Origin of the sequence: Paenarthrobacter sp. NPDC018779, from assembly GCF_044391085.1 — a bacterium.
Classification (GTDB): Bacteria; Actinomycetota; Actinomycetes; order Actinomycetales; family Micrococcaceae; genus Arthrobacter.
Window position 1 is genome coordinate 1 of sequence record NZ_JBIRZS010000040.1, and the last position, 16,160, is coordinate 16,160.

The 16,160-nt window shown below is 61.9% G+C and carries 14 protein-coding genes and 2 pseudogenes; 6 read left to right on the forward strand and 10 right to left on the reverse strand.

Annotated elements, in window-relative coordinates; genetic code table 11:
* From ACH488_RS21445 to ACH488_RS21480, 8 genes and pseudogenes are all read right to left on the reverse strand, one after another.
* A pseudogene (locus ACH488_RS21445) lies at positions 1-1,115 on the reverse strand (tyramine oxidase); the annotation flags it as partial.
* A 50-nt stretch (positions 1,116-1,165) separates the two neighbouring features.
* Positions 1,166-2,164, reverse strand: coding sequence for a heme-dependent oxidative N-demethylase family protein (locus ACH488_RS21450; protein ID WP_397326615.1), 999 nt, complete (start codon positions 2,162-2,164; stop codon positions 1,166-1,168).
* The gene (locus tag ACH488_RS21455; RefSeq protein WP_397326616.1) at positions 2,161-3,138 is read right to left on the reverse strand and encodes a PDR/VanB family oxidoreductase; all 978 of its coding nucleotides are present in this window, start codon (positions 3,136-3,138) and stop codon (positions 2,161-2,163) included. The genes ACH488_RS21450 and ACH488_RS21455 overlap by 4 nt, the downstream gene beginning before the upstream one ends.
* A complete protein-coding gene (locus ACH488_RS21460) occupies positions 3,135-3,620 on the reverse strand; it encodes a dimethylamine monooxygenase subunit DmmA family protein (RefSeq protein WP_397326617.1) in 486 nt (161 codons plus the stop codon). The genes ACH488_RS21455 and ACH488_RS21460 overlap by 4 nt, the downstream gene beginning before the upstream one ends.
* A gap of 9 nt (positions 3,621-3,629) precedes the next feature.
* On the reverse strand, positions 3,630-4,007 hold the full coding sequence (locus ACH488_RS21465) for a cupin domain-containing protein (protein WP_397326618.1): 378 nt from the start codon (positions 4,005-4,007) through the stop codon (positions 3,630-3,632).
* Positions 4,008-4,390: 383 nt separating this feature from the next.
* Positions 4,391-5,875 carry an APC family permease gene (locus tag ACH488_RS21470; RefSeq protein WP_397326620.1) on the reverse strand — a complete coding sequence of 495 codons (1,485 nt, stop codon included), beginning with the start codon at positions 5,873-5,875 and terminating at the stop codon, positions 4,391-4,393.
* Between the two features lie 421 nt (positions 5,876-6,296).
* On the reverse strand, positions 6,297-7,004 hold the full coding sequence (locus ACH488_RS21475) for a cache domain-containing protein (protein WP_397326622.1): 708 nt from the start codon (positions 7,002-7,004) through the stop codon (positions 6,297-6,299).
* Positions 7,005-7,763: a FadR/GntR family transcriptional regulator gene (locus ACH488_RS21480; protein WP_397326623.1), complete on the reverse strand. Its 759-nt coding sequence runs from the start codon at positions 7,761-7,763 to the stop codon at positions 7,005-7,007. It abuts the gene before it with no gap.
* A 269-nt stretch (positions 7,764-8,032) separates the two neighbouring features.
* Between ACH488_RS21480 and hxlB the strand changes: the two genes are divergently transcribed.
* The 5 genes from hxlB (at position 8,033) to ACH488_RS21505 (ending at position 12,300) form a co-directional block, all read left to right on the forward strand.
* Entirely contained in the window at positions 8,033-8,635 is a 603-nt protein-coding gene (gene hxlB, locus ACH488_RS21485) for a 6-phospho-3-hexuloisomerase (RefSeq protein WP_397326624.1), read from the forward strand.
* Positions 8,636-8,692: 57 nt separating this feature from the next.
* A complete protein-coding gene (hxlA, locus tag ACH488_RS21490) occupies positions 8,693-9,316 on the forward strand; it encodes a 3-hexulose-6-phosphate synthase (RefSeq protein WP_397326625.1) in 624 nt (207 codons plus the stop codon).
* Positions 9,317-9,446: 130 nt separating this feature from the next.
* A complete protein-coding gene (locus ACH488_RS21495) occupies positions 9,447-9,656 on the forward strand; it encodes a hypothetical protein (protein WP_397326626.1) in 210 nt (69 codons plus the stop codon).
* Positions 9,657-9,793: 137 nt separating this feature from the next.
* A complete protein-coding gene (zwf, locus tag ACH488_RS21500; RefSeq protein ID WP_397326630.1) occupies positions 9,794-11,302 on the forward strand; it encodes a glucose-6-phosphate dehydrogenase in 1,509 nt (502 codons plus the stop codon).
* Positions 11,299-12,300: a glucose-6-phosphate dehydrogenase assembly protein OpcA gene (locus ACH488_RS21505; RefSeq protein ID WP_397326627.1), complete on the forward strand. Its 1,002-nt coding sequence runs from the start codon at positions 11,299-11,301 to the stop codon at positions 12,298-12,300. Before zwf ends, ACH488_RS21505 begins: the two co-directional genes overlap by 4 nt.
* Before the next feature lie 120 nt (positions 12,301-12,420).
* On the opposite strand, the gene ACH488_RS21510 is transcribed toward ACH488_RS21505, so the two are convergent.
* Positions 12,421-13,170 (reverse strand): IclR family transcriptional regulator, encoded by a 750-nt coding sequence (locus ACH488_RS21510; RefSeq protein ID WP_397326628.1) that lies wholly within the window; start codon positions 13,168-13,170, stop codon positions 12,421-12,423.
* Positions 13,167-14,639 (reverse strand): APC family permease, encoded by a 1,473-nt coding sequence (locus tag ACH488_RS21515; RefSeq protein ID WP_397326629.1) that lies wholly within the window; start codon positions 14,637-14,639, stop codon positions 13,167-13,169. The genes ACH488_RS21510 and ACH488_RS21515 overlap by 4 nt, the downstream gene beginning before the upstream one ends.
* 406 nt (positions 14,640-15,045) lie before the next feature.
* Here ACH488_RS21515 and ACH488_RS21520 point away from each other — a divergent pair.
* A pseudogene (locus ACH488_RS21520) lies at positions 15,046-16,160 on the forward strand (tyramine oxidase); the annotation flags it as partial.

Here is a 16,160-nt window from a genome sequence, read left to right on the forward strand (position 1 = left end):
CGGGACCGGCGGGTCTCGGCGGTGCCTTCACGGAAATCGAAGTGCTTCCACAAAATGGAGTCGTCTTCTTCGTGCATGCAGATCGCGTTCTCGATGGTCCACGGGTTGCCGTGGGAGTCCACGGAGTGCCCGTCGAAGTACTTGATCTCACCCAGGCAGTCACAGCCCAGGGTCAGGGAGTTGGCCATGTTGCCGATGTTGTACTCGCCCGAGTCGAACGCGTTCTTCTTCGCCTGCACCGGGGCCGTGTCACCGTAGGGGACGACCATTTCCGAGAGCGAGGCACGGTTGATCACCGGACGGTCCACGTCGTTGTCGCGGAACTTGAGCTGGTGCAGCACCAGGCCTTCACGCGGGGTGAACCCGACCCGGAAGGACCAATCAGCCCACCGCACATGATTACCCGTCACCGTGAAGGACGCACCCTCGGGTTGGGTGATGTTCAACGGCTTCAAATCCGTGCGGGGCTCCCCCACATACTTGGGCAGGTAATTACCGCGGGCTGAGGGGACCGGGATGGCCTGGTCATCCTCCAGGCGGACGACCTTCCCGGCGTTGAGGTCATAGAAAACAATGAAGTTCTCGATCGGGTGCGCGTACGGGGAATCATCAGCCTCATCACGGACGAACACCAACGCCCGCATCAGGCGCCGGCCCTCGTTATCCTCACCGAAATACCCCACCGACCACGGCTCGAAACACACCAAATCCAGGTCCGTCAGACCACGCTTCGCCAACGCCGCGATCACGTCCGGGTCCTTCCGGCACGCATCCTCACACTCAGCGAACTCATCCAACATGAACGGCGGCTGGACATTCTCCGCCAACTGCTTCCACGAATCCACCGTCCCGGCCTCAAGATCAACAACGGCCTCAAACGACCGCGCTACCGCACGATCCACCAGCACCGCATCAGCCTCACGCCGAACCGGAACACCAGCGCGCAAATCCTCCTTGGACGGCTCACGCAACTCCACACTAATAAACCGGAACGACTCAGCCGCAGCAGGCCCCTCCTTCAACACCGCCACCGCACGCGCGATCTCCACCCGCGACAACGGATCCAACGGATGCGAAACACCCACCAAAACCTCAGTATCAGCATTCAAAGTCACAACTAACTCCTTTGTTTTATGTTTTTGATGTGTAGATGGTTTGGACGTTCTTAGCCCGCGAGCAGCCATTCGGAGGCAGCGTTGCGGTACCGGGTGATGCCCTTGTACTCGGCCATGTCTTCCGGCAGTTCGGCGAGGATGTTGCCGAATTTCTCGCGCCAGGTGGGGACCTGGGCGATGTCCCGCAGCGGCAAGAGGTAGCTGCGGATCAGGAACAGCAGGGTTCCGGTGTGGGGGAGCCGGACCAGGTGCTGGACCTCGACGCGGAGGTGCAGTTTGTCCGGCATGTCCGGGTCGGTGGCGATGGTGCCGCGGTCCGGGCCCCATTCCTGGTAGGTCTCCGTGGAAGTGTCCAGGCGGCGGCCGATGGTCATGGTCCAGTTGGTCCGGCGGAACTGCTCACCGGGCTGGAGGCGCATGAGGAATTGCTCGGCGCGCTGGATGATGTTCTCTTCCTTGACCCTGGGCACGGGTCCGTGGATCTCCAGGAAGCTCATTCCGACGTCGAACCCGAAGGACCAGTCAGCGGCGAAGCTGACGACGCCGGCGTCCAGCCACATGGTGCCGTCGCGGATGTCCAGGAGGACGATGTCGTCCTGGATCTGTGTTCCGAGGAAGCGCAGTGGTCCACCGGGAACAGAATCGTCGTCGCCAATGGTGAATTCGATGTCCAGGTTCTGCAGGCCGTTGTGCCAGCGGCAGTGGTTTCCTTCACGCTCGAAGGACATGATCTCCGGGTTTTCCTCGGCCATGGCTGGCAGCAGGGTGGCCACGGTGTCCCAAGCGGCAGGCTTCATGTGGGGAAGGACCTGGGAGCGGGATGGATCGGCGGTCAGGATCCGCTCACGGTCGGCGAGTTCTTCGAGGTAGAACTCGTCGATGTCGATGAGTCCCTTGCCCCAGGAGCCTGCGTCCGTGTCGATGTTCTTGTTGGCCGGCTCCACGTTGGCGCTGTAGCGGTAGATCTCGTCCCGGAAAGGGAAGGGGAAGCGCCGGATGCGGTCCGGGAGGGAAGCGGTGTCAGTTGGTGTGTCGATCGTGATGCTCAAAGGTCCAACTCCAATTCGGGGTCTTCGCTGCGTGAAACACAGCACATCATTGTGGTGTTCTGGGCCTTTTCCTGATCAGTGAGGTACATATCCCGGTGTTGCGGGGTTCCTTTGAGGACAGGCAGGACACACTCGCCGCAGATACCCTTGCGGCACATGTTGGGGATGGTCTTTCCGGCTTTTTCCAAGGTCTCCAGGAGGGAGACGCCGGCCGGAACGTTTAGCTTGAGGCCGCTGCGGGCCAGGTTCACCGTGAAGGGTTCGCCATCGTCCAGTTCAGCTGCGCCGAAGGCCTCCGAGTGGAGCCGTGCTTCAGCCCATCCGGCTTGGCGGGCCTGGTCCAGGACGGAGTCCATGAACGCGTTGGGGCCGCACACGTAGAGGTGGGTTCCCACGCCCTGCTTGGTGAGCTGGTCGGTGAGGACGTCCTGGAAACTGTCGCGGTTGCTGCATTCAGTGAGGGCTGAACCGAGGAGTTCCCGGGCTTCGTCCACGTGCGCTCCGGATCCGGGGCGGTAAACGTAGATGAGGGACGAGGTGGTGCCGCGGTCGGCGGCGGCCCGTGCGTGCGAGAGGACCGGGGTGATTCCGATTCCCGCTGCGACGAGGAGGTGGTGGGTGGCGGTTGACGCCGGGGCGAAAGCGCTCCGGGGCCGCGAAACGAAGACGCGGTCGCCAACGGAGAGCCGGTGCATGGCCTGGGATCCGCCGGCGCCGTCTTCGACGCGGAGCACCGAAATGGCGTATTCGGAGGGCGCGTTGCCGGACCCGGTCAGGGAGTAGGCATTGACGCCTTCCCCGTACTGGACCACGAGGTGGCTGCCGGGAACGTAGGACGGCAGTTTCCGGAACGACGGGTCCGCGAGGGTGATGCTCACGATCGAGTCGGTCTGGGGACTGATGTTGGTCACTTCCAGCTGAAGGCCGCCGTCGACCGCCGGGTGGGGGCTGATGGGCAGTGCCGTGACAGTCATGATGCCTCCTCGACACGGGCTGCGTATCCGAGGTACGCGCCCATTCGGCGGGAAAAGTGGTCAGTGGTTACCAGGTCGACGCTGCAGCCCTGGCAGGGAACCTCCGAACCGGCGGGTTCGGTGGTCGCGGTGGTGGTGTGGCAATGCGGGCAGTAGATTGCCCGAGGTGCGGATTCAGCGCTGAGGAGGGTCATTTCCTCCTGCTGAAGTCCGCACTCGGCGGCGACGGCCGCTGCTGCGCGGATGTCCGCCGTCGGGCCTGAAAGCAGGAGACGGACGCCGACGCTGGAGCTTCCCAGTGCGGACCGCAGTTCGGAGAGGGCCTCCGGGGTTGCGGCTTCGAAGTGCAGGTTTAGCTTGGGCTGGCTGTCGCTTTGCTTATCCGCGGTGTCACCTGCTGCGCCGAACGACGCGCAGATGACACCGCGAAAACCAGGTTCCAAGCCGTTGCCCGCTGTGTGTGGCATGGACACGGAACTCATGGTGGGTCCTTACGGTGCGAAGGAGCGGTCGCCGGCGAAGAAGCCGAGGCCGTAGGTGGGGGTGTCGAACTTGACGGTGGTGCCCTTCGGGAAGAACAGGACGTCGCGTTCCTTGGCGTGGGTCACTTCGCCGGTCGAGACGTCGGTAAGGATGAATTCACCCTGGATGACTACCTTCATCTCGTCGTAGGTGTAGGTGTACTCGAACGGTTCGGACGCCTTGAGCTCGAAGAAGCCGGCGCTCATGACGGTGCCTTCCGGGTTGTGGAGGGCGTCACCGATGAAGGCTTCGCTTCCGGGAAGGTCCATGGACGGGATGTTGAGGTATCCGTCCTCCACCTTGTGGATTGCTCCGGCCTTGCTGAGTGTTCCAAGCAGTGTTTCCATGGGTCTCTCCTTTGAGTGGACAGTGGTGGGAAGTGGTCAGAAAACATTCACTTTGGTGCCTTTATGGCCAAGAGGTGAACTGGGCTGAATGCCCTGAATGGTGGGAAGAGTTGACCCGAATCCCTTGATAGATCAAAGCCCAGGAAGACATTTGGTCTACGTAGATTGTGTGATGCGGGTCACTCTCCGGCCCCACAAACAAACCTACTCGGACTAATACTTCTAGTCCAGACTTTTTTAGAAAATTTCATGACGAGTTTGTAGATTAACGTTCCGGCCGGTGCTTGACTTGCTTCCTGGAGCTGCACAAGGCAGCAGAAAAGCGGGTTGGTGGGCAGCAACAGCTGTCCACCAACCCGCCTTCCGAGGTGATTCAGGGGCGGCTACGGGCGCGCGGCGTCCTCAAGGTTCGCCCCGGGGCGTGCGTCAGGTACGACGGCGGCACCTGGCTCTGGTTTGTGGCGCGCGGCCTGGCGCTGCGAATAGAACCAGATGGGAACGTAGAGGGCCAGCACAATAAAGCCCACCCAGGTGGGGGCCCAGCCGATTTCGAGGCTGTTCAGGTAGACGACGCCGATCAGGCAGAGGGGAAGGTTGAACAGGCCAAACACCATGGCTACGTTCTTCCAGCCCTTGGGGGCCTTGAAGGGCCGGTCCAAGCCGGCGAAGGCAGGGTGCTTCCTTGCCCGGACGTACGCGAACAGGCTGATGCCATTGGCGCAGGTGTAGCCGATGGCAGACGCAGCAACAATCGCGGCGGGGTTGCCCATGAAGATGAGTACGAGGTTGAAGGCGCCGATCACCAGCATGGCAACAAAAGGTGTGCCGTTACGGTTGGTCTTGCCCAGGGAGCGTGGGAGGTTGCCCTCAATGGCCATGGAGTGCATGGCCCGGGAGGATCCCAGGTAGGCGGTCTGGATAATCAAAACCATGGCTGCGATCAGCATGAAGATCGTGACCATGGAGCCCACTTCGCCGAACACCGCATGGGCCACGGGAATCAGCGGGGACACAGGTTGGTCCAGCACTCCGTCCACCCCGAGCACGCCGATCACGGCGGCCTGCACCAGGACAAACGAGAAGAAGCAGATCACGCCGCAGGCAAAGAGCGCCTTGGAGACATCCTTGGCGGGGTTCTTGTACTCCGGCCCATAGATCGCGGCTGTCTCCCAGGCGCAAGCACTCCACTGGGCAATGGCGAAGATGCCCAGGAGGATCAGGATATGGTGCATGTCCCACGCCCAGTCGGCCGGCACCAGGTTCCCGGTGATGTTCCCCATATCGACGTGGCCGGTGGCGAAGGGCGCCACGGTCAGGACCACCAGGGGGATCAGCGAAAAGGCGGCCAGTACATACCCCAGTTTGGCGCCGTCCTTGAGTCCGAACCAGTTGACCACAAAGAGGCCTCCGAAGATCACCAGTCCGGTCATGAGGGCCATTTGGTTCTCGGTAAACATCTCGCCGAGCGCCGGGAACAGTCCGTGCAGGTAGCTGCCCACCAGGATGGAGAAGATGGCCAGCACGGGGGTCCAGGCGAACCAATAGGCCCACGCGCTGAAGCCGCCAATCAGCTTGCTCTTGTCGTACTTCCCTTGGTAGTTCTCGGTGCGGAAGACGTGCTGGGCAAAGCCGGGAAGGCCCGAGGCTTTGGGGAACGTGGTGGCCATTTCCGCGTAGGCCGCGTTCTGGAAGAAGCCCTGGATCACGGACAGTCCCCAGATCAGGATCGCACCGGCGGCCAGGTACATCGGCAGGTAGCCCAGCGAGGGCAGGATCAGAAGGGGAACTCCCAGCGCGATGGCCAGCCCCTGTTTCCAATCGATGGACCGCTCCAGGCCGTCACTGCCCTCTAATCGCTTTTCACTCATAACAATCTCCCTTGACTGAACTAAGTCGTGCTTCATGGACCTGCCGTTCACGTCCCTTGGTGGGGCCCATCGCCTGATGAGGTGCGGCCATGGCCACGATCCTTCCGGCAAGTCATTGCTAAACATTCAGATGCGCATCAAAAAAATGCCTGCGCCAAGCATGGGAAGCCGGCTGCTGCGTACGGGTGTTGGGTCATCCGCGTCATGTCCCGGGGCGGGGTTTGGCCTCGACGCCAAGCTTCCTGTGAAGTAAATCACTCCAGAGACTACAGCTTAAAAACCTCAGTTCAACAGCTTTTATTTTCGGGACTTTTGTGCATCGGAATTTAGAGCTGCCGTCCCGCTGCCTCCGGTCCCCGGCATGCCAAACAGCCCCTGCCTCCCGGTGGTCCAGGGAGTCAGGGGCTGTTCGCGGCAGTGGTCAGGGGCTGTAGATCAGGGCAAGGCCCAAGTGCGGAACATCGAGGTCCACGCGGTGCGGTTCCACCGGTCCGGCTTTGATCCGGTCGCCCACGAGGTACGCTCCGGAATTGCCCAGGATGACGCGGTTGCTGGCATTGATCAGGGCTGCATCTCCATGGATGCTGCGGAGGTCCGGCATGATGATGGGCTCAAGGTCCTTGATGCGGATATCGCAGCCGACCACGCCGGCAAAGTGACCATGGATGGACCATGGCGCCGTGAACGTCATGATGTATTCCTCGAAGCCGAGGTAGTCGATATACGGACCCCAGAGAGTTTGTTCCCCGGTGGCCGCCGCCGTGGAGAAGAAGGGCAATTTCTCGTAGTCGTAATAGCGGTTGCTGCCTGGCGTCAGGTCAGCGTCGAGCTTTTTCACTGAGCCCGAGGCGCCCCTGGTCCACCACTCAAGGAGATGGTCACCGTGCTCCACCGACTCGGCAGCGAAGAACGTTCCCGCGCCAACGGCGAAGGAGTTCTTCGCCAGGAAATCCTGCGAGAGCTTCTCCAATCCCTTTAGCGCCGGGCGGTCCACCTTGGGCCGGTCGCCCAGGTTTCCTTCCACCAGTGAGCCGACGTGGCTGGCAAGTTCCCCGACGCTGGAGGAAACGCTGCTGGTCCACGAGGTGAGGGCATTGGCGGCGTGTACTACTTCGTCGACTAGCTTCATTTATGCATCCTGGGTTGATTGGGCATATCCGAGGGTGAGCTTTGTATCGATCAAGTGGAAGATGTTCCGCCTGATGTGTTCCAGCACCAACGCCTGGGCCTTCTCGGGCTGGTCCTGGGCAACCGCCCTGACGAGCTCCAAGTGTTCAGCGGTGGCTGTTTCCGGGTCAAATGCTACGGCCAAGGGAGTCCACAGCTGCTGGACCGTCTCCTGCTGCAGCCGGATCTCGGCATTGGCAAGCCGTGGTGACTGGGCTGCCACCGCAAGTTCCACGTGGAACCGGCTGTCGGCAGACGCGCGGACTTCGGGGGAGTGGGCCAGGACCAGCGCCCGTGCCAGCTCCTGCAAGCGTTCGAAGTCATGGGCCTCGGCGCGTTCGCAGGCCAAGCGGATGGTTGCGGCGGCAATGGCTGCGTGCTCATCACCGATATCGCGGATTTCCGAGATCGAAGTGGAGAGGAACCAGGCGCGCATGGCCTCGGATTGGGTCTCCGGCTGCCTGACCACGAAGGATCCGCCGCTGCGTCCCCTGCGGGTTTCAACGATTCCGCGTTCGCGCAGTTCATTCAGCGCTTCGCGGAGCGTGGCCCCACCCACTCCAAACATCTCGGACAGGGCCGCTTCCGCGGGCAGGCGTTCGCCCACTTTGAGCAAGCCAAGGGAAATGGCGGTGGAGATTCTGTCGACAATCGCATCGGCACGCTCGATCTCCGGCAAGGACCGGTAGATCTGCGATTGGAAGGAGGAAGGCGATGCCAAGGGTCTGCGCTCCGGGGATCGGGTACGAGTTGGCTCCAATACTACAGAGGAGGGTTACTTGAAAGTTTTGATTCAGCCAAGACTTTTTTGTTGAACGGATCCACGCCTCCCCGCACAAGGCAACTGGCTACCCCACCAATCCTTAAGTGTAGGAAGAACCGTCAGAAAACAGTGTTACCCCACCCCTTTTGATTCGGAAACATAGTTGTCAACCGAAAAGCACTCCGATGGCCGAGACAGGCCGAGGACCGAATCGAAGGGACAGAATCGTGAATCCGACAGCAAGCGCAACGACGACTGCTACGTATACAACCGCCTCCGACATTGTCCGCAATGTGTCCCTCGTCAGGGACGAAATGCAGGGCGTTGTCGCCAAGATCGACGAGCAGCAGATGGCTCGCTTGGCCAGCCACCTCGCCCACCCGGGCCGGATCTTCGTGGCAGGAGCAGGCCGCAGTGGCCTGGTCCTCCGTATGGCCGGCATGCGACTGATGCACTTGGGCCTCACGGTCCACATTGCGGGTGACACCACCACTCCGGCCATCGCTTCCGGCGACCTGTTGCTGGTGGCTTCCGGATCCGGCACCACCTCAGGTGTGGTCAAGTCCGCCGAAACCGCCGCCAAGGCAGGTGCACGCATCGCAGCGTTCACCACCAACCCGGATTCCCCGCTCGCCGGCCTGGCCGACGCGCTGGTGATCATCCCGGCCGCCCAGAAGACCGACCACGGCTCCTCGGTGACCCGCCAGTACTCAGGTTCGCTGTTCGAGCAGGCCCTGTTCGTGGCCACGGAAGCCATCTTCCAGTCGCTCTGGGACAACGACGCACAGCCGGCTGAAGAGCTGTGGCTGCGTCACGCAAACCTCGAGTAAGAACACCCAAGATTTTCCCATCCATCGCAATACATCAATCACAAAGGAAGTAACATCATGAAGCTCCAAGTTGCCATCGACCTCCTGACCACCGAAGCTGCCCTGGAACTGGCCGGCCAGGTTGCCGAATACGTTGACATCATCGAACTCGGTACCCCGCTGATCAAGGCTGAGGGCCTGCCGGTCATCACCGCCGTCAAGAACGCCCACCCGGACAAGATCGTCTTCGCCGACCTCAAGACCATGGATGCCGGCGAACTCGAAGCCGACATCGCCTTCAAGGCCGGCGCTGACCTGGTGACCGTCCTGGGTGCTGCTGACGACTCCACCATCGCCGGTGCTGTCAAGGCTGCAAAGGCCCACAACAAGGGCGTCGTTGTTGACCTCATCGGCATCGAGGACAAGGTCACCCGTGCCAAGGAAGTTCGCGCCCTGGGTGCAAAGTTCGTTGAAATGCACGCTGGCCTGGACGAGCAGGCCAAGCCTGGCTTCGACCTGAACGGCCTGCTGCGCGCCGGTGCTGAAGCCCGCGTTCCGTTCTCCGTTGCCGGTGGCGTCAAGGTTGCCACCATCCCGGATGTCCAGAAGGCCGGCGCTGACGTAGCCGTTGCCGGTGGCGCAATCTACGGTGCAGAGGACCCGGCCCTGGCTGCCAAGGCTCTCCGCGCTGCTATCTCCTAACCATCAGATCGAGAGGTGGCGTCCCGCATGTTGCAGTCCGCGGGACGCCACCTTTTTCGATCCACACAGCAAACCCAAGGATGAGGGGTTGGCTTTGGGGGACCCTCATCCCTGAAAGGAACTGGTCATCATGCTTTGTCTGGCCGATGAACACGTAGAAGTCCTGGTTACAGATCCCTGGCGTCACGACGAAATGCTCGACAACGCCGAAGCCGTACTCCGCCAGAAGCCCCAGAGATTCGCTGGAATCCTGGTGACGCGCCACCAGCCTGGCCGCTATACCCTCGCCCTGAGCGACTCCGTCCCCTTCGGGGAGACCCGCGAGCTTATCCTCGCGTGACCGTCGGTCCGACGGTGGGAGCCGCCGTCGAAAGTTAGAAGGCAACAATGTCTATTACGTTCGTTGATTCGCCGGTAAGCACAGATTCACCGGCTACGCCCAGTTCGCGGTCAAGGACTGCTGGTTTGCGGAATCCGTTGCGGGATCCGCGGGATCGTCGTTTGAGTCGTATTGCTGGGCCGTCGTCGTTGGTGTTTTTTGGGGTCACTGGTGATCTTGCCCGTAAGAAGTTGATGCCTGCGGTGTATGACTTGGCTAATCGTGGGTTGTTGCCGCCGAGTTTCGCTTTGGTGGGTTTCGGCCGGCGTGAGTGGGATAACGCCGATTTTGCCGCTGAGGTGAAAGAGAACGTCAAGGCGCACGCGCGAACGAAGTTTGATGAGGCCGTGTGGGAGCAGCTCGCGTCGGGGATCCGTTTTGTCCAGGGCGAGTTCGATGATGATGACGCGTTCGAGCGGCTCGGGGATGTGTTGGAGGAGTTGGATGAAACCCGCGGCACCCGCGGCAATCATGGCTTCTATCTCTCGATCCCGCCCAAGGCCTTTGAGCAGGTTTGCCGGCAGTTGTCCAAGCATGGGTTGGCGCAGGCCAAGACCGGGCAGTGGCGGCGGGTGGTGATTGAGAAGCCGTTCGGTCATGACCTGGACTCGGCCCGGGCGTTGAATGACATTGTGGAGTCGGTGTTCCCGCCGGATGCGGTGTTCCGGATTGACCATTATTTGGGCAAGGAAACGGTGCAGAACATCCTGGCGTTGCGGTTCGCGAACCAGTTGTTCGAACCGCTGTGGAACGCGAACTACGTGGACCATGTGCAGATCACCATGGCCGAGGACATCGGTACCGGTGGCCGGGCGGGGTATTACGACGGTGTGGGTGCGGCCCGGGACGTGATCCAGAACCACCTGCTGCAGTTGCTGGCGTTGACGGCGATGGAAGAGCCGATCTCGTTCAACGCCGATGATTTGCGGGCGGAGAAGGAAAAGGTCCTCGCCGCGGTCAAACTCCCCGAGGATTTGTCCACGCATTCGGCGCGGGGGCAGTTCACCGGTGGCTGGCAGGGCGGGGAACAAGTCCAGGGGTACCTGGAGGAAGACGGCATCCCCGCAGACAGTAAGACGGAAACGTTCGCGGCGATCCGGGTGGACATCAACACGAGGCGTTGGGCGGGGGTGCCGTTCTACCTCCGCGCGGGCAAGCGTTTGGGTCGGCGGGTCACGGAGATCGCGGTGGTGTTCAAACGCGCCCCGAACCTGCTCTTCCGTGACCACGGCGAGGATGACTTCGGGCAGAACGCGGTGGTGATCCGGGTCCAGCCCGATGAGGGCGCCACGATCCGGTTCGGGTCCAAGGTCCCGGGCACGCAGATGGAAGTGAGGGACGTGACCATGGACTTCGGCTACGGTCACTCCTTCACCGAGTCTTCCCCGGAAGCCTACGAGCGGTTGATCCTGGACGTGCTCCTGGGTGAGCCGCCGCTGTTCCCCCGGCATCAGGAAGTGGAACTGTCCTGGAAGATCCTGGACCCGTTCGAGGACTACTGGGCGTCCCTGGATGAACAACCGCAACCCTACGCACCGGGCAGTTGGGGGCCGGCTTCGGCCGATGAGCTCCTGGCCCGTGACGGACGAACCTGGAGAAGGCCATGATTGTCGATCTGCCGGACACCACCACCTCGAAAATTTCCAAGAAAATCACCTCCCTGCGCGAGCAAGGCGGGGTGATCGCCCTGGGCCGGGTCCTGACCCTGGTCGTCGTGACCAAATCCGGGCAAGAAGAAGAAGCGATCGAAGCCGCGAACGAAGCCAGCCGGGAACACCCCTGCCGGATCATCGTCCTGGCCGACGCCGGCGCCGAAGCCCCGGACCGGCTCGACGCGCAAATCCGCGTCGGCGGTGACGCCGGCGCGTCCGAAGTGATCGTGCTGCGCGGCTACGGCCAAATGGCCCACGAAAGCGAATCCCTCGTCGCCGGACTCCTCCTCCCCGACGCACCCATCGTCGCCTGGTGGCCCCACGGCGCCCCCGCATCGGCCTGCGAAACCTCCATCGGAGCCATCGCCCACCGCCGCATCACCGACTCCGCCAACGAACCCGACCCCGCCCAAGCCCTCGACACCATCCGCCAAAGCTACAAAGCCGGAGACACCGACCTCGCCTGGACCCGCCTCACCAACTGGCGCATCCAACTCGCCGCCGCGTTGGAACAGGCCGACGGCGCTGCTGTCACCGGCATCACGGTGGAGGGCGCATCCGATTCGCCCAGCACCATGCTGCTCGCCACGTGGCTGGGACGATCACTCCTGGCGCCGGTCACCATCGTGGCCGATCCACCCGGTACGGGCATCCGGGGAGTTCGGCTCAACACCACGGCGGGTGTCATCCGGCTCTCCCGGCCGGGTCACACCGTCGCCGAGCTAACCCAGCCCGGCCAGCCGCCACAACGGATCACCCTTGCCCGGCGCAGCCTCAAGGACTGCCTCGCCGAAGAACTCCGCCGGCTCGACCCCGACGACGTTTTCGGAGACACGGTCCGCACCTTCGACCTGACCGGAATGAACCGGGAATGTGTCCACCATCGGAACGTGGATGTTGATGCTCTTGTTTCCGCGCTCAGCAGCGTCGACGACGCCCTCGCGGCACTCTGACCCAGCGGGGCTGAGCCGGCGCGCCTGACCAAGGGCGCAACCTCGAACACGAAGTTCCACCAACGCAAAGGCGCCATCACCTCCCAAGGTGATGGCGCCGTCGTACTTAAAATCTCCTGGTCAGAACAGGAGGGGAGCCAGCCGCGCGGTCAGGTCCCGTGCCTCGTCTTCGTGTTCGCACGTTGCGGTGAATCGCTCAGCCGGACTGGTCAGGCAAAGGGCAGCGCCGGCAGGCTCGTCAGCCAGCCGCACAGGGAAGGCCAGGCTGGCCGAGCCTTCCTCGAGCTCGTTGATTTCCGTGGCCTCGTTCCTGGCCCTTATTTCTTCAAGTTGTTTTTCAAGGAGCGCGGCATCCGTGATGGTTTGGGGAGTGAGCCGCATCAGCGGTCCCTTGGGAAATGGCGCCGCAGAATCTCCCAGTTCGGCGAGCATGAGTTTTCCGGCAGCAGAGGTGTGCGGATAGCGCAGCATTTCGAAAACTGAATGCAATGGATAATCCGGATCTTCGTCCGCAATTCTCAGGGATGAATTCCTGAACATTATGAGATGCACGGCAAAGCGATTCTTGCTCCGGAATTCCTGGATGGCATTGCGGGCCGCCGTGGGGACCGTGGGCGGGGTGGCCGCCGTGATCAGGCCCGAGATCGCGTGGCCCAGCGCAAAGCCCCGCAGGTCCGAGGTCCGTGCCAGGTATTCGTCCGCAACCAGCGAGTTAAGCACCCGGTACGCCGTTGCCTGGGGCATCTGCAGCGAGTCGGTGATCTCCTTGGCTGTGGTGCCCGTGCCAAAGCGGGCAACGGTTTCCAGCACTTTGAGCGAGTTCAGCGTTGAACTCGGCTTGGTATGTGACGGTCTGTAATTCATGCTCATCGAGTTGGCCTGCCATTAAAGAGGTCCAGGTCCCGGGTCTCGTCGTAGATTCCGACGGATGCCAGGCGGTCAGGTAATCGGAAGTGCAGGAAGGTGGCGTAGAGGACGCTGGCCAGGAGGACGCCGGCGTAGACGAATGCCTGGAAGTTCCCCGCGCCGATGGAAATCGCCGTGGCCGTCCAGATCACCGCCCCCAAGGCCAGCGACGTCACTGCGCCCAGCACCCAACTTGAGACGGTGCTTTCGCCGATCCTGCGGAGGAAAAAGGGAAGTGACGCGCTGGCCAGTGTGTAGGACCCCAGGTATCCGTACGCGCCAAGGGTGAAAAGGATCGCCAGGCCCCTTTCGGGGCTGGCGCCCAGTGCGATCATCGCTACGGGCACGACGGCGACAATCGGCATGGTGACCATGATCGCCGTCGAGGGGGTTCGGAAAGCGGCATGGGTCCGGCCGAAGATCCGAGGGGCGACGCCTTCCCTGCCCATGCAAAACAGGATCCGGGCGAAGGCGTTCATTGAAGCGATCGCGCAGGCAAAGAACGAGGCTGCGATGCCAAGGTCCAGGACGGCGGCGAAGATGGGTGATGTTTGGGAGAAAAGGTCGGACAGGGGAGTGGTGCTCCCGGCAATGCTCAGGGGTGCGTCCTTGAGCGCGACATCCTGCGCTGACACCGAAATCAGGCACAGGACGCCCATCAGCATGGGGGTCCAGGTGATGGCGCGGGGGACGCTGACGAACGGCTTGTGAGCCTCGCCGCCCAGTGTGGTGGGGCTTTCGAAGCCCACGAACGCGCTGACCGCCACCACGATGCCGAGCGGGAGGGCGTCAAAGTTTCCGCTCCATGCAAACGCGCTGCTGAAGTCGGTGCCGGACTCGTTCAAGGCAAAGTACACGATCATCAGCACGGCCAGGACCCCGATGGAGATGGCCTCCATCAGCACTGTGAACCATGCCGAGATCCGGATGCCCCGGACCATGAGGTAGCACGCAGCTGCAGCGGCCACCACGATGGCCAGCACTGGGAAGAGGGTGGAATCCGCCGCCGCCACGCCCAGGTTGCTGAAGAGCTTGGCGGTGTAGATGCCAACCACCAACAGGCCGGCCATGGCCACGAGTCCGTAACCGAACAGGGCTGACCAGCCGGCAGTGATGGCCGTGCGTTGCCCCAACCCCTTGGCGGTGTAGCTATACAGGCCGCTGACTGCTGCCATGCGTTTTGCCATGGGCCGGAGGCAGAACGAGACCAGGACCATGACTGCCATGGCCGCGCCAAACGTCACCACCAGGTTGGGCCCGCCAGTTCCGAACACGAGCCCTGGGAAGACCAAGGCCGGGATCACCGACATGGCGCCCGCGGGCGCTACGCCGGCGACGGCCTGCGCGAAGACAGGCAGGAAGGAAAGTTTTCGACGGCGCAAGCCCTCCACTGGTGATTGTCGCGTGATGAAGCGATCACTGCGGGCAGACATTGAGTACCAACTTTCCCTCGGACAGGCATGCCTACGGTGCTGATAAGGGGCGGACGCCATCGAGCCGAGAAGCAAAACATTAGCATTCCAGACCCCTTCCCTTACAGATGTGAAGGCGTTTCCGTATGTTTCCAACATGTTAACTGGGGTGGGAAAAAGTGCTCGCGAATTTCTCACCTAAATATTCAAAAAAGGCCTCGCATAAACCTTTTGAGTGGCGTAGTTTTTTCACACAGACGGAATGCGAGTGACTGGCATCACACCCCGTGAGGCTCCTCGAGGAGCTCCGCCGGCCCGCTGCATCGAACTTCAGTCAGACCAGCCCAGGGGACAGGTCTGCCATCTACGGTCCGTTCCGTTTACAAGAGGGATCCACGTCCCTTCCCAGGAAACAAAGGAGTTAGTTGTGACTTTGAATGCTGATACTGAGGTTTTGGTGGGTGTTTCGCATCCGTTGGATCCGTTGTCGCGGGTGGAGATCGCGCGTGCGGTGGCGGTGTTGAAGGAGGGTCCTGCTGCGGCTGAGTCGTTCCGGTTTATTAGTGTGGAGTTGCGTGAGCCGTCCAAGGAGGATTTGCGGGCCGGTGTTCCGGTTCGGCGTGAGGCTGATGCGGTGCTGGTGGATCGTGCGGTAGCGCGGTCGTACGAGGCCGTGGTTGATCTTGAGGCCGGGACGGTGGATTCGTGGAAGCAGTTGGCGGAGAATGTCCAGCCGCCGTTCATGTTGGATGAGTTCGCTGAGTGTGAGGATGCGTGCCGGAAGGACCCGGACGTGATCGCGGCGTTGGCGAAGCGTGGTCTGACGGACCTGGATTTGGTGTGTTTCGAGCCGTGGTCGGTGGGGTATTTCGGTGAGGATAACGAGGGCCGGCGCCTGATGCGGGCGTTGGTGTTCGTTCGTGATGAGGCTGATGATTCCCCGTACGCGCACCCGATCGAGAACTTCATTGTTTTCTATGACCTCAACGCCGGGAAGGTCGTCCGCCTGGAGGATGACCAGGCCATCCCGGTGCCCTCGGCCCGCGGTAATTACCTGCCCAAGTATGTGGGGGAGCCCCGCACGGATTTGAAGCCGTTGAACATCACCCAGCCCGAGGGTGCGTCCTTTACGGTGACGGGTAATCATGTGCGGTGGGCTGATTGGTCCTTCCGGGTCGGGTTCACCCCGCGTGAGGGCCTGGTGCTGCACCAGCTCAAGTTCCGTGACAACGATGTGGACCGTCCGGTGATCAACCGTGCCTCGCTCTCGGAAATGGTCGTCCCGTACGGTGACACGGCCCCGGTGCAGGCGAAGAAGAACGCGTTCGACTCGGGCGAGTACAACATCGGCAACATGGCCAACTCCCTGACCCTGGGGTGTGATTGCCTGGGTGAGATCAAGTACTTCGACGGGCACTCCGTGGACTCCCACGGCAACCCGTGGACGATCGAGAACGCGATCTGCATGCACGAAGAAGACGACTCCATTTTGTGGAAGCACTTCGATTTCCGTGAAGGCACCGCCGAGACCCGCCGGTCCCG

Bases quoted from the DNA above. Each gene is read 5' to 3' on its own strand.
- ACH488_RS21455 (WP_397326616.1), bottom strand. From the start codon at position 3,138: ATGACTGTCACGGCACTGCCCATCAGCCCCCACCCGGCGGTCGACGGC.
- ACH488_RS21460 (WP_397326617.1), bottom strand. From the start codon at position 3,620: ATGAGTTCCGTGTCCATGCCACACACAGCGGGCAACGGCTTGGAACCT.
- ACH488_RS21465 (WP_397326618.1), bottom strand. From the start codon at position 4,007: ATGGAAACACTGCTTGGAACACTCAGCAAGGCCGGAGCAATCCACAAG.
- ACH488_RS21470 (WP_397326620.1), bottom strand. From the start codon at position 5,875: ATGAGTGAAAAGCGATTAGAGGGCAGTGACGGCCTGGAGCGGTCCATC.
- ACH488_RS21475 (WP_397326622.1), bottom strand. From the start codon at position 7,004: ATGAAGCTAGTCGACGAAGTAGTACACGCCGCCAATGCCCTCACCTCG.
- hxlA (WP_397326625.1), top strand. From the start codon at position 8,693: ATGAAGCTCCAAGTTGCCATCGACCTCCTGACCACCGAAGCTGCCCTG.
- ACH488_RS21495 (WP_397326626.1), top strand. From the start codon at position 9,447: ATGCTTTGTCTGGCCGATGAACACGTAGAAGTCCTGGTTACAGATCCC.
- ACH488_RS21505 (WP_397326627.1), top strand. From the start codon at position 11,299: ATGATTGTCGATCTGCCGGACACCACCACCTCGAAAATTTCCAAGAAA.
- ACH488_RS21510 (WP_397326628.1), bottom strand. From the start codon at position 13,170: ATGAGCATGAATTACAGACCGTCACATACCAAGCCGAGTTCAACGCTG.
- ACH488_RS21515 (WP_397326629.1), bottom strand. From the start codon at position 14,639: ATGTCTGCCCGCAGTGATCGCTTCATCACGCGACAATCACCAGTGGAG.